Annotated in this window: 12 protein-coding genes and 1 pseudogene; 7 read left to right on the top strand and 6 right to left on the bottom strand. The window is 73.1% G+C overall.

The features are described from left to right. Window positions 1–127 precede the first annotated feature (127 nt). The 3 genes from AC2CJA_RS06585 to AC2CJA_RS06575 all read left to right on the top strand — a co-directional run bounded on the left by AC2CJA_RS06585 (window position 128) and on the right by AC2CJA_RS06575 (window position 2300). Entirely contained in the window at window positions 128–820 is a 693-nt protein-coding gene (locus AC2CJA_RS06585) for a CBS domain-containing protein (RefSeq protein ID WP_484601715.1), read from the top strand. Between the two features lie 200 nt (window positions 821–1020). Beyond that, the gene (locus AC2CJA_RS06580) at window positions 1021–1728 is read left to right on the top strand and encodes a response regulator (protein WP_484601711.1); all 708 of its coding nucleotides are present in this window, start codon (window positions 1021–1023) and stop codon (window positions 1726–1728) included. Window positions 1729–1871: 143 nt separating this feature from the next. Beyond that, window positions 1872–2300, top strand: coding sequence for a pyridoxamine 5'-phosphate oxidase family protein (locus AC2CJA_RS06575; RefSeq protein ID WP_484601710.1), 429 nt, complete (start codon window positions 1872–1874; stop codon window positions 2298–2300). 99 nt (window positions 2301–2399) lie between these two features. Here the strand turns inward: AC2CJA_RS06575 and AC2CJA_RS06570 are convergent, their stop codons facing one another. From AC2CJA_RS06570 to AC2CJA_RS06545, 6 genes are all read right to left on the bottom strand, one after another. Next, a complete protein-coding gene (locus AC2CJA_RS06570) occupies window positions 2400–2774 on the bottom strand; it encodes a cupin domain-containing protein (protein WP_484601709.1) in 375 nt (124 codons plus the stop codon). Next, window positions 2771–2917 (bottom strand): respiratory nitrate reductase subunit gamma, encoded by a 147-nt coding sequence (locus AC2CJA_RS06565; RefSeq protein WP_484601714.1) that lies wholly within the window; start codon window positions 2915–2917, stop codon window positions 2771–2773. The genes AC2CJA_RS06570 and AC2CJA_RS06565 overlap by 4 nt, the downstream gene beginning before the upstream one ends. Window positions 2918–2932: 15 nt before the next feature. Further along, entirely contained in the window at window positions 2933–3598 is a 666-nt protein-coding gene (locus AC2CJA_RS06560; protein WP_484601708.1) for a hypothetical protein, read from the bottom strand. Further along, window positions 3599–4021, bottom strand: a complete 423-nt coding sequence (locus AC2CJA_RS06555) for a hypothetical protein (RefSeq protein ID WP_484601707.1) — start codon at window positions 4019–4021, stop codon at window positions 3599–3601. It abuts the gene before it with no gap. Between the two features lie 3 nt (window positions 4022–4024). Continuing rightward, window positions 4025–6493: a glycoside hydrolase domain-containing protein gene (locus AC2CJA_RS06550; RefSeq protein ID WP_484601706.1), complete on the bottom strand. Its 2469-nt coding sequence runs from the start codon at window positions 6491–6493 to the stop codon at window positions 4025–4027. 488 nt (window positions 6494–6981) lie between these two features. Then, on the bottom strand, window positions 6982–7254 hold the full coding sequence (locus tag AC2CJA_RS06545) for a helix-turn-helix domain-containing protein (RefSeq protein ID WP_484601705.1): 273 nt from the start codon (window positions 7252–7254) through the stop codon (window positions 6982–6984). A 74-nt stretch (window positions 7255–7328) separates the two neighbouring features. Between AC2CJA_RS06545 and map the strand changes: the two genes are divergently transcribed. The 4 genes and pseudogenes from map to AC2CJA_RS06525 all read left to right on the top strand — a co-directional run bounded on the left by map (window position 7329) and on the right by AC2CJA_RS06525 (window position 11613). Continuing rightward, on the top strand, window positions 7329–8096 hold the full coding sequence (map, locus tag AC2CJA_RS06540) for a type I methionyl aminopeptidase (protein WP_484601704.1): 768 nt from the start codon (window positions 7329–7331) through the stop codon (window positions 8094–8096). 193 nt (window positions 8097–8289) lie between these two features. After that, window positions 8290–9077 (top strand): annotated as a pseudogene (locus AC2CJA_RS06535) (LysR family substrate-binding domain-containing protein); the annotation flags it as partial. Window positions 9078–9286: 209 nt separating this feature from the next. Beyond that, the gene (locus tag AC2CJA_RS06530) at window positions 9287–10747 is read left to right on the top strand and encodes a DNA polymerase III subunit gamma/tau domain-containing protein (RefSeq protein ID WP_484601703.1); all 1461 of its coding nucleotides are present in this window, start codon (window positions 9287–9289) and stop codon (window positions 10745–10747) included. A 149-nt stretch (window positions 10748–10896) separates the two neighbouring features. Further along, window positions 10897–11613 carry a S1 family peptidase gene (locus AC2CJA_RS06525; protein ID WP_484601702.1) on the top strand — a complete coding sequence of 239 codons (717 nt, stop codon included), beginning with the start codon at window positions 10897–10899 and terminating at the stop codon, window positions 11611–11613. Window positions 11614–11626 lie beyond the last annotated feature (13 nt).

Below are 11626 nucleotides of genomic sequence, written 5' to 3'. Positions count from 1 at the left end.
CGCGCCCGCGCCCCCCCCCCCCGCGCCGCCCCCCCCCCCCCGCCCCCGCCCCCCCCCCCCCGCCCCCCCCCCCCCCCCCCCCCCCCCCCCCCCGACGGACGATTTCGAGGAGGAGGCCATGGACGGCATGGACGGCATGGACGGCACGGGCAGCGTGGACACCGTGGACGGCGCGCCGCACGTGCCGCACACCGTCGGCGACGTGATGAGCCAGACCGTCGTCTCCATCGGACGGGACGCCCCGTTCAAGCAGATCGTGATGACCCTGGAGCAGTGGAAGGTCAGTGCTCTGCCGGTGCTGGAGGGCGAGGGCCGCGTCGTCGGCGTCGTCTCCGAGGCGGATCTGCTGCCCAAGGAGGAGTTCCGGGACGGCGACCCCAGTCGCATGGAGCAGTTCCGGCGCCCGGAGGAGCTGGCCCGGGTGGGGGCGGTGACCGCGGGCGAGCTGATGACCTCGCCGGCGGTGTGCGTCCACGCCCGCGCCACCCTGGCCGAGGCGGCGCGGATCATGGCGCGCCGGCGCGTCAAGCGCCTGCCCGTGACCGACGCGGACGGCCTGCTGGTCGGCGTCGTCAGCCGCGGGGACCTGCTGAAGGTCTTCCTGCGCCCGGACGAGGACATCGCCCGGCAGGTGCGCCGGGATGTCGTCGAGCTCCTCTTCCCCGGCGGTGGCCGGGGCGTGGGGGTGCGGGTGGCGGACGGCGTGGTGACCTTCACCGGCGAGATCCGCGACACCACCCTGGTCCCGGTGGCCGCCCGGATGGCGCGGTCGGTGGAGGGGGTGGTGGACGTCGGGTTCGACCTGGAGCGGCCCGCGTGACCTGCCGGCTGCCACCGGCAGGTCACCGGCGGCCGTCGGCGGCACAGGCTGCGTACGGGGTGGGCGCGCCGCGAGCGGCCGGCCGCGGGTCCCCCGCGCTTACGGGCGGCGGGGCCGATGGGCCCTGGTGCCGGGCGGGCGGGCCGGGGCAGGATCATGGGCGGGGTGCGTGCCCCTGACCGACAGCGTGAAGGATCCCTATGACCCAGGCCCAGCAGTTCTCCCCACAGGACCCGATCCGGGTGTTCCTCCTCGACGACCACGAGGTCGTACGGCGCGGCGTGCGCGACATGCTGGACGCCGAGCCCGACATCGAGGTGGTCGGCGAGGCCGGCACGGCCGAGCAGGCCCTCTCCCGCGGCCCGGCCCTGCGCCCGCACGTGGCCGTGCTGGACGTGCGCCTGCCCGACGGCAACGGCATCGCCGTCTGCCGTGAGCTGCGCTCGCGGATGCCGGAGCTGGCCTGTCTGATGCTGACCTCGTTCGACGACGACGACGCGCTGCTGGACGCGATCATGGCCGGCGCCTCCGGCTACGTCCTCAAGCAGATCAAGGGCTCGGACCTGATCGCCGCCGTGCGCACCGTCGCCTCCGGGCAGTCCATGCTGGACCCGGCGACCACGGCCCGGCTGATGAACAGTCTGCGGGTGCGGGACACCGAGGAGCCCGCCGAGGAGCCGCAGGACGCCGCGCTGGCCTCGCTGACGCCCCGCGAGCGCGACATCCTGGCCCTGATCGGCGAGGGGATGACCAACCGGCAGATCGGCCGGCAGCTGTACCTGTCGGAGAAGACGGTCAAGAACAACATCTCCCGGCTGCTGGCCAAGCTGGGGGTGGAGCGGCGCGTCCAGGCCGCCGTCATCGCCACCCAGACCACCCCGCACGCCCCGGGACGGCAGCCGCGCTGAGCACGGGCGGCGGGACCCGCGCGAGCGGGTGGGTCCGGCGTACCGGGGCGGGGCAGTGCACCGGTACGGGTCCCGCCCGTTTCCGCCCCGGATGGGGCCGACCGGCCCTATCCCCTCCCCGGCGGCGCGCGCACCATGAAGGCATGCACCGACACGACGGCTTCCGCGAACTCGAGCGGCGGGAGTGCCTGGACCTGCTGGCGCAGGTCCCTCTGGGACGCATCGTCTACACCGAGAACGCGCTGCCCGCCGTCCTCCCCGTCAACTTCTTCCTGGACCGTGACCAGGCGGTGGTCCTGCGCACCTCCGGCTCGTCCCGGATGGCCCGCGCGGTGGACGGCAGTGTGGTCGCCTTCGAGGTGGACCGGTTCGACGAGGCGACGCGCTCCGGCTGGAGCGTGGTGGTCACCGGGCGCGCCTCGCTGGTGACCGACCCGGGCGAGGCCGGGCGGCTGGGCCGGTCCGGACCGCTGTCCCGGGCTCCGGTCGAGGACGGGGCGCATGTACGGATCGAGGCCGAGCTGGTGACCGGCCGGGTGCTGGAGGACGTCTCGCCCGCCGGGACCGTCTGAACCCTTTCGCCCCGCGGGCGCCCTGCCCGGACACCCCGGCCTCCCCGGCCGGGGGCCTGTCCCTCCTCCCGTCCGGCCCTGCCCGGTCGCCCGGCGGCGTCAGTCCAGCCGGACGGTGAGCAGCACCAGGGCGTCGGTGTCGGCGGTCAGCCGGTGGCGCTCCGCGGGGATGGCGATGAGGTCCTCCGGGCCGAGCTCCCACTCCCGCTCGACGGTGTTCAGCGTCACCCGGCCGGTCAGGCACAGCAGTGTCGCGGCCCCCGGCGTCTGGTGCTCGGCCAGCCCGTGGCCGGCGGCCAGTGCCATCAGGGTCACACTGAGTCCGGGGACCTTGACGACGGTCTGCGCCCTCCGCCCGGAATCGGCCGCTCCCGCCTCGGCCAGCAGCCACTCCCCCTGGGCCTTCAGCCCCGCCGCCTCTCCGGCGGGGTGCTTCTCGTGCTCCGGCTCGGGACCGCCTTGCGGAGTGATCATCGGGCACTCTCCCATCCGCGCCGGGGAGCACGCGTGCCCAGCTGCGCGTCCCGGCCGCGGTAGACGATGTACGGACGGGTGAGGTACCCCGGCGGAGCGGTCGGCATGTGCGCCGGCCGGGTGAAGGGCCGGACGGCGGACAGGACCGGTGGTCCGGGTCAGGCCGCGGTGCGGCGGGCGAAGGCGCGGGCGTGCCGGCGTCGTTCGGCATCGAAGGCGTCGGTCGCTCCGGCTCCCTCGTCGCCCGGGCCGGTGTTCCAGCCGGCGATCTCGCGGGCGATGCCCTCGACCTTCGGATGGCCGGGGCCGAGGGCGATCTCGAAGTGGGATTCCTTGGGTGTCCTGAAGTCTCCGCCCCATGCCACCACACCGTCGAGTTCGGCGAGGATGTCACGGATCACCACGAGTTCCAGCGGGTACAAGCCGTTCTCGGCGCCGATCGGATAGGCCCGCGGCCTGATCTCGATCGCCGTGCCGGACAGGTAGTTCGACTCGTACGGCTCCCGGATCTCGGGGGAGGTGCGGTGCCCGCGCACGTCGCCCTCCCGGAGCTGGTCGATCTCGTAGTGGAAGCGGCGGGCGACGTGCAGCAGGATCGTCGCGGCGTCGCCGTCCGCGAGGCGGACGGACCGTCCGCTGCCCTCGATGCCGTACGACACGGCCTCCCCCAGGATCTCCCAGCCGTTGGCGGACCGGCGCGCGGTCCATGCGCCCCCCGGCGCGGCCGCCGCGGCGGGTGGCGCCGTGCCCGGTGACCCGAGGGCGACGGCTCCGGCCAGCACTGCCCCTGCGCCCAGAACGCGGCGTCTGGTCAACTCGTTCACTCAAGTGCCCTTCTCGGTGCGTCGATGGATGACAGCCAGCCGTACGGCGTACGCCAGGCAGGCGACGGCCAGGACGGGCAGGACGACCAGTGCCGGATTCACCCAGCCCGGCACCAGGTCGTAGTCCGCGTGGCATTTGTCGTGCAGCGGGAACCACTGTGTGTTTTCTTCGAAGTGAGCCCTGCGGTAGGCCCGGTCATAGGTCTGGCCGGCGGCGTGACACGCCTCCTCCGGATCCAGCGACGCTCCGGCCATGGAGCCGACGAGATAGGTGATCCCGGTGCCCAGCAGGAGCAGCACGGCCGTTCCGGCGAACCAGCCGGCGCTGCGCCGCCACCGCCCGCCGGCCAGCGACCGGCCCCAGAACCACAGTCCCGGACCGGCCGGCACCACGAATATCAGCAGTACGAGGAGCAAACCCATGGGTCAACTCTGCACGCCCTTCGCGTCGCCTCGGGCAGCGGCCTGCTCACGGAAGGTCCTCAGGTTCTGCCGGTACCGGCCGGCCAGGTTGTTCTCCAGGCCGATCAGGCTGAGCTGGCGGTCGGCGAACCCCTGGCAGAAGGAGTCGAACTTGTCCCCGCCTCCCGGCAGGAGGATGTAGTCGCCCGGCAGCGCGGCACCGGCACCCGTGATGAGTTTGAGGAGAGCGAGGTCGATGGTGACGTCGTCCCCGCCGAGCAGGATGTCCCGGCACGCCGAGCGGGCCTTGGCGGCGGTCTGGAAGCGCCGGTCGAAGTGGTCCCGGAAGCGGGTCAGCCCGCCCCCGTTCTCGTAGTGGTCGTTCATCCAGCCGACGACGGTCCCGCCGCCCGCGACGTGCTTCGCCAGCAGGTACCCGTCGGCGTCCTCGACCATGTCGGTGAAGCCGAAGCTGGAGACGGTGCCGGGCACGGCCAGTTTGGCCTCGCAGAAGGCGCGGGGGGAGGCGTACTCCTCCTCGGAGTTCCGCCAGTCCGCCCAGAAGGTCATGATGTCGCCGCCCCAGCCGGCCACGTCGCCACCGGTCGCGGTCCCCTTGTCACCGGGGTCGGAGTTCTCCAGGAAGCCGTTGGCGGTGGCCATCATGTGGGTGGCGTCGAGGTCGTAGCCGGTGATCGGGTCGGTGAACGACTCCTGGACCGACTCCCCCCGGCTGTTGCAGTACTCCACGAAGTCGCCGTCGTAGCTGTTGGCCAGCCACCACCAGGCGATGCCGTTGTACTTCTCGTGCCGGATGTACTCCATCACCAGCCGGCTGGCGTTCGTGCCGACGCCGTTCTCGGCCTTGTACGCGACGGCGTGGTTGTAGAGCCGGGACACATAGGCGATGAATGTGTCGGCGGGGCCGGCGGAGTCGTTCACCGACCGCACACCGGGCTCGGTGCCGGTGCGCCATACATCCCGGTCCAGGTCGAAGGTGTCGGAGCCGTTGACGACCTTGAATTCCTTGATCTGGTTCATCGCCCAGTTCGCGGGCAGCGGGTAGCCGAGGTTCCCGGAGAAGCCCCAGGACATGCCGGAGACGAAGGAGAAACGGGCTCCGGTCCTCCTGGTGACGTTGATGCACACGTTGCGGGAGCCGTAGACACCGTGGAAGTACTTCTTGCCCCGGCTCGCCAGACCGGCCACCACCCCGTTGAAGTAGGTGACGATGCCCTCCGGGTGACCGTCGATCTCCCACTGCTGGGCGTCGTAGTCGACCGCGAAGTAGATGGTGGTGCCCCGGTTGAAACCGTACTGGGTGGCCAGGTCGTGGGCGTTGAGCGCGTGCTGGTAGCCCTGACTGTAGGTGAAGTCGGAGAGCCGCCGGGCGTTGTCCTGGTAGATGGGGAAGACACGCAGGCCCGCGTCGAAGATGGTCTGCAGCTCCCCCGGCTTGATCTCCTTGTCGAGGGTGGAGCCCGGCGGGTCGTACAGGTACCGGCCCACCAGGCGGTAGCCGTTGCCGCGCAGCCAGTTGGCCCGGGAAGCGGTGATCTCGAATCGGGTGTCCGAGCCGGTGGCCTCGCGGTCCGGGTTTCCCATGGACACCAGCAGCTGCGCCCAGGTGTCGTAGTCGCCCACGCCGTGGTTGGCGTCAGTACTGCGGTAGAGCTGGGAGAACTCCTGGAAGATCTCGACGAATTCCTTCGTCTTGTCGTCGAAGTGCTCCTTGCGGGTGGTGCGGACCTCCGAGTCGTCCAGACCGCGCAGGATCACCGGCTCGTTGAAGACGCAGGCGGCGGTGAAGAGTTCCACGAAGATGCCGGAGTCGCCGTGCCGCACGGGATGGGACCGCAGTCCCGCCTGGGTGCCGGGGCCGAAGTTGCCGTTCGGGGCCCCGACGCCCAGCTCGTACTGCAGGCCGATCATCAGCGACTTCTGCACATCACGGGAGTACAGGCCGTCGGCGGGGCCGATGTTGTAGGCGTCCCTCTGCCAGTAGCGGCCGTTGAGCCACCGCTGGATGTCGCGGATCTTCTCCGTGCCGCCGGCCACGACCACGTAGGCGTCCATGTTGAGGATGCACCTGGCGATCTTGGCATTGACCGTGCCCTCGCCCTCGGAGATGCCCATGTTGGAGCGCAGACTCTTGACCGCTTCCCGCGTGACACCGGTGTACCAGCCGTGGCTACTGGGTTCGACGCCCCAGTAGCCCTTGCAGAACAGGCCGTGCTGGAGGATGGCGACGATGTTCCGGTTCTGGTCCCATCCGAAGCCGATCTCGCCCAGCGCCTCGAACCGCGCCACGGTGGTCGGCCCGAAGCTGGCGACGACCGGGGATATCCCGAGTTCGTGCTGGAGTCCCATCACCAGCGAGTACATGGTGGACCAGCCGGTCCTGCCATCCTCGGGACAGCGAACGTAACCGCTCACTCCGCCATAGGTGGCGTTGACCCATCGCTGGGCCTCCAGAACCTTCTCGTCGGCCATGCCCGGAGCCTTCCTGTCGCGTGTGCGGAGCCGGAGGTTGGACGGCCGCCTGGTCCGCGCCGCTGTCGGCGGGACAAATGCGGGTGTGCCGCGTGGGAACCGTAGTCCGCCGCTCTCTCCGCCATCTCTCCGCGGGCCCACGGGGACCGGCCGTACGTTCCGTGTGCCCTGCCCGGGGAGTGCGGACGTCATCGGGTACCGGGCGCAAAGCGGTGGCCGGTGGCCGGGACCCCGCGTGGCCGGCCGGGACGGGCCGTGGCCGCCCGCGGCGGCCGGTCCGCCTCGGGGGCCGGCGAGTTCCGGTGCGGTGGCCCGCAGGACGGTGCGCGGGTCCGTCTCCAGGGCGCCGGTGTCGGGCAGCGGCGCCGGCTCCTCGGTGTTCCCGGTGCCGCGCCCGAGGATCGCCCCGAACAGCACCGCGCCCTTCGAGGGCCACCACCGGTGGATCGTCCGCTCGCCGCTCCCGGCCCGAGCGGGAGCGGAAGGCGTTACGCCGACATCGCGCGCCGGTCCTCGTCGTCCTGGGCACAGGCGGCGGCCAGGCCGTCCAGGGGGAGGTCCAGTACGGCCGCCAGGGCCGCCACCGTGAAGAACGCCGGGGTCGGCGCCCGTCCGGTCTCGATCTTGCGCAGCGTCTCCGCCGACACTCCGGCCGCCGCGGCGACCTCGACCATGCTGCGCCCGCCGCGCGCTTCGCGCAGCAGCGCGCCGAGCCGTTCCCCGCGCTGCCGCTCCCACGGGGTCAGAGGAGTCCTCACCATGCCTGTGATACTAATACCGGTATAAGAATTGGGTCGCGCCGGGTCGGCGCGCCGTGAACAGGGAGTGGTGGAACATGGTGGAGATCAAGACCGACGCGGCGCTGGAGGCCATGCGGGAGGCCGGGCGCGTCGTGGCCCGGGCCCTGGCGGCCGCCCGGGACGCGGCGGACGTCGGCGTGTCCCTGCGGGAGCTGGATGCGGCGGCCCGTGCCGTCCTGGCCGAGGCGGGGGCGCGTTCCCCCTTCCTCGGCTACCAGCCCTCCTTCGCGCCCACCCCGTTCCCGGCGGTGGTCTGCGTCTCCGTCAACGACGCGGTCGTGCACGGCATCCCCGGCGACTACCGGCTGCGCGACGGCGACCTGGTCAGCGTCGACTGCGGCGCGGAACTCGACGGCTGGACCGGTGACGCGGCCGTCAGCTTCATCGTGGGCACCCCCCGGCCCGCCGACCTGGAACTGGTCAAGGCCACCGGGGAGGCGCTCGACGCGGGCATCGCGGCGGCCACGGCCGGAAACCGGATCGGCGACATCTCGCACGCCATCGGCGCCGTCGCCGAGGCGGCCCGCTGCGGCATGCCGCGGGACTTCGGCGGCCACGGCATCGGCCGCCGCATGCACGAGGACCCCCACGTGCCCAACCGCGGCCGCCCCGGGCGCGGTTTCCCCCTGCGGCACGGACTGGTCCTCGCCATCGAGCCGATGCTGATGGCCGGCGGGAGCGACCTCTACCACGCCGACGCCGACGGCTGGACGCTGCGCACCGCCGACGGCAGCCGGGCCGCCCACATCGAGCACACCGTCGCGATCACCGACGAGGGCCCGCGCGTGCTCACCCTGCCCTGACCGGCGGACGCAATCCCCGGGGGGCGTGGCCCGTCGCGGTCGTACGACGGCCGCGGGCCGGGCGCCGACTCGGCCACCACACACCGGAGTTATGGTCTGTACCAATCCTCTGTCGATGTATTGCCCCCGCGTACCGGGCGGCCCAAGCTGTCGGGCATGGACCTGGAACTGCGGCACCTGAAGACGATCCGGGCGATCGCTGCTGCCGGCGGTGCGCGAACTCCAGGAGGAGGCCGTACGTTTCGCACGGGCGTGGGAGGGCATGCCGCGCTTCCGGCTCGGCGGCACGCACGGGCCGCTGCTGGGCGGCCTGGTGGACCGGCTGGCGGAGTCCCATCCGCAGGTCGCGATGACCACGCGCACCTCCTGGTCGGAACGGGAGATCGCCGCGCTGGTACTCGAGGGACGGGTGGACTTCGCCCTGGTCGGCGCCTGCGGTGAGAGTCCGCCGCCCGCTGTGGACCGGCTGGTGTGGCGGGAGATCGCCGTCGATCCGGTGTTCGTGATGCTCGGCCGGGATCACCCGCTGGCCGAGCGGCGCGAGGTGGAACTGGCCGAGCCGGCACGGGAGTCCTGGGCGGACGTGCCGGGGGACGGCTGCTTCGCGGACTGCTTCGCCGCCGTCTGCGCCCGCGCCGGGTTCACCCCCGTCCGCGTCTACGAGACCGACACCGCCTCGTGCGTCCATCTGGTGCAGGTGGGAGGGCGGTGGGGCTGTGCCGGGCGACGTTCCCGCCCACCCCGGGCGTGGCCACCCGCCCGCTGGCCGGGGCTCCGCTGCGCTGGCGGCACCTGGTCGGCCGGCATCCGGGCTCGCCCGCCGCGGGCGTCGCGGGCCCGGTGGTCGCCCAGGCACGCGCGGCGCACACCGAGGCCACCGCCCGCAGCGCTAGTTACACCCGGTGGCTCGCCGATCACCCGGGGTTCGGCGCGACTTCCCCGACGGCGGTCCGACGACAGTCGGATGAGACGATCTCGTGAGACACGCCGGGGCGTACGGTCGGCGCCACGGCGGTCCACCCGGCCCCGCCGTCAAGAGTCCCGTCACAGAACGGAGTTGCGCGGTGGCCGACGGGCCGCTGGTCGGGACGTACACCTGGACGGATGCGGAGTTCCGGTACCACCCCCACGTTGTCATCCCCCGGTCCGCTACAGTCCGTCGTCCTGGGAGAGTGCCACAAGGGGGCTGAATGCGTCGCGATACATGCCCGGTCTGCGAGCAGCGGGCGCCGGTGACCGACGGGGTCATCGGCCACCACGAGAGCGAGGGCCGAAGCTGCCGAGGAGCGGGCCGGACCGCCGCGGAGGCTCCGGTCCCGCGGGAGGACGCTCCGCGTCCCGCCGAGGAGAACCGTACGAGGACGGCCGCGCCTCTGTCCGCGGCCCTGGGGCTGGTCGGCCTGCTCCTCCTCGCCCTCGGGGCCGTTCCCGGCTCCGTACCGCTGATGGCGGGCGGTGCCGTCATCCTCGTCGCGGCGGGGGCCGCCGTCCTGCTGAACCGCCGCGCCCCGGCGGACGGGCACGGTGCCGCACGCGCGGCGGCCGGTGAGCGGACCGCCGAGCAGCGCGGGGCCGAGGAGGCGGTCGTCGCCCACGCCGAGCCGGAGCCGCGGGCCGAGCCGACGGCCGAGCTGCGGCAGGAGGCGGTCCACGACGAGGAGAGGAAGGGGAGTGTCTCCGGTTCCGTCCGGGTGGAGACGGTCTCCGTGGAGGAAACCGCCCCGGAACGGCTCTCGGTCGGCGGTCTGTTCATCTCCGGTCCCGCTGACTCCGCCCCGCAGCCGGACCGGTCGGACCGGGAGGAGAGCCGGGACGCGGCTCCCCGCACGCCCGAGCCCGAGCGGGACTTCCGGGAACCGGAGGCCAGGGACGACGAACCGGAGGCCAGGGACGACGGCTTCCCGACGCCGGAGACCAGGGCACCCGAGACGCCGGAGCCCCGCGCCGAGGAGTCCGCCTCCCCCGTGGAGGAGACCGAGAAGCCCGCCCCGGAGGCCGAGCCCCCTGCCGAGATCCCCGCTCCCCGGACGGAGAAGGCCGCACCGGCCACCGAGGAGGCCGTGGGGGGGACGGAGGATGCCGGGGACACGGAGGCATCCGTCGGGAACGGTTCCCCCGAGCCCGCCGAGGCGCCCGCCGCCCCCGGGACCGAGAACACGGCCGAGGACACGGCGCCCCTCACACCGGAGCCGGAGCCGGAGCCGGAGCGTACCGCCGGGAGCGCCGGCGAGACCGCACCGCCCGCGCCCACCGCCGTGGAGCCCTCCACCGAACCCGGGCGGACCGCGGACAGGACCTCCGAGGCGCCCGCCGCGCGCGTCGTGAAGCAGGCGGCCCCGGCGGCCGAGGAGACCGAAGCCTCCGAGCCCGAGCAAGAGGCGGCCGAACCCGCCGGCGGCCCGCTCGCCCGGCAGGCGGAGGCCGCCGGGATGGACGCCGAGACGCTCCGCGAGATCGCGCAGGCCGTCGTCACCGAGCAGAACGCCAGCATGGTCTACGTGCAACAGCGCTTCTCCCTCTCCCGTACGGCCGCCCGGCGCGCCCTCGACGCCCTCGAGCGGCTCGAAGTGGTCTCGGCTCCGGCCAAGAACGGGCGGCGCAGGGCCCTGACCACCTCCCTGGACCACCTCACCCCGGTGGGCAAGCGCTGAGCCGGATACGGCGGCGCGATGGAAACCGCAGGCCACAAGAGGTACGGCGGCTTCCATAACGCGGTGGGGGGAGGGGAGTTGACAGCTCCTCCCCCCACCGCTTCCGCGTCTACGGTTTCGGTCACCCCGACGAAACCGAGGAGAACCACATGCTCCACAGACGCGTCGCAGGCGCGTGCGCGGCCGCCGTGGCGGCCGGCGCACTCGCCCTGACCGCACTGCTGCCGGGCACCGCGACGGCCGATCCCGCCGCGTCCGCCCCGCGGAAGGCGGACGCCCGCTCCGCCTCGTCCGCCCTGTCGTCCGTACCGCCCGGCCTGCTCAGGGCCATGCAGCGCGATCTCGGCCTCACCGCCGGCCAGGCGAGGCAGCGGCTGGTGAACGAGAGCAGGGCCGGGACGACCGCCGGGGAGCTGCGCCTGGCACTCGGCGGCGACTTCGCCGGCGCCTGGGTGGCGGGCGACGACGCCGCGACCCTCACCGTCGCCACCACCGACGCCTCCGAGGCCCGCGAGATCACCGCTCAGGGCGCCCGGGCCGAGGTCGTCGAGCACACCCTGGCCGAACTCGACGCCGCCAAGGACCGGCTGGACCGGGCCGCCCGGAAGAACGCCACCACCGCCGCGCCCGTGTGGTATGTCGACGTGAAGACCAACTCCGTGGTCGTCCGCGCCTCCGACACCGCCGAGGCCCATGCCTTCGCCGAGGCCGCGGGCGTGGACGGCGACCTGGTGCGCGTGGTGAAGTCCGCCGAGCGGCCCCGCCCGCTGTACGACCTGCGCGGCGGCGACGCGTACTACATGGGTGGCGGCGGACGCTGCTCGGTCGGCTTCCCCAACACCCCGGCGCTGTGGCAGCGGGTGTGAGCACCGTCCCGGC

The organism is Streptomyces sp. ATLC9 (assembly GCF_057196705.1).
This window is presented reverse-complemented; position numbering and strand designations above follow the sequence as displayed.

What these genes read in the sequence shown, in the direction of transcription:
- AC2CJA_RS06525 (WP_484601702.1), top strand. Translation starts at nt 10,897, where the DNA reads ATGCTCCACAGACGCGTCGCAGGCGCGTGCGCGGCCGCCGTGGCGGCC.
- AC2CJA_RS06545 (WP_484601705.1), bottom strand. Translation starts at nt 7,254, where the DNA reads ATGGTGAGGACTCCTCTGACCCCGTGGGAGCGGCAGCGCGGGGAACGG.
- AC2CJA_RS06550 (WP_484601706.1), bottom strand. Translation starts at nt 6,493, where the DNA reads ATGGCCGACGAGAAGGTTCTGGAGGCCCAGCGATGGGTCAACGCCACC.
- AC2CJA_RS06580 (WP_484601711.1), top strand. Translation starts at nt 1,021, where the DNA reads ATGACCCAGGCCCAGCAGTTCTCCCCACAGGACCCGATCCGGGTGTTC.
- AC2CJA_RS06585 (WP_484601715.1), top strand. Translation starts at nt 128, where the DNA reads ATGGACGGCATGGACGGCACGGGCAGCGTGGACACCGTGGACGGCGCG.
- AC2CJA_RS06570 (WP_484601709.1), bottom strand. Translation starts at nt 2,774, where the DNA reads ATGATCACTCCGCAAGGCGGTCCCGAGCCGGAGCACGAGAAGCACCCC.
- AC2CJA_RS06575 (WP_484601710.1), top strand. Translation starts at nt 1,872, where the DNA reads ATGCACCGACACGACGGCTTCCGCGAACTCGAGCGGCGGGAGTGCCTG.
- map (WP_484601704.1), top strand. Translation starts at nt 7,329, where the DNA reads ATGGTGGAGATCAAGACCGACGCGGCGCTGGAGGCCATGCGGGAGGCC.
- AC2CJA_RS06555 (WP_484601707.1), bottom strand. Translation starts at nt 4,021, where the DNA reads ATGGGTTTGCTCCTCGTACTGCTGATATTCGTGGTGCCGGCCGGTCCG.
- AC2CJA_RS06530 (WP_484601703.1), top strand. Translation starts at nt 9,287, where the DNA reads ATGCGTCGCGATACATGCCCGGTCTGCGAGCAGCGGGCGCCGGTGACC.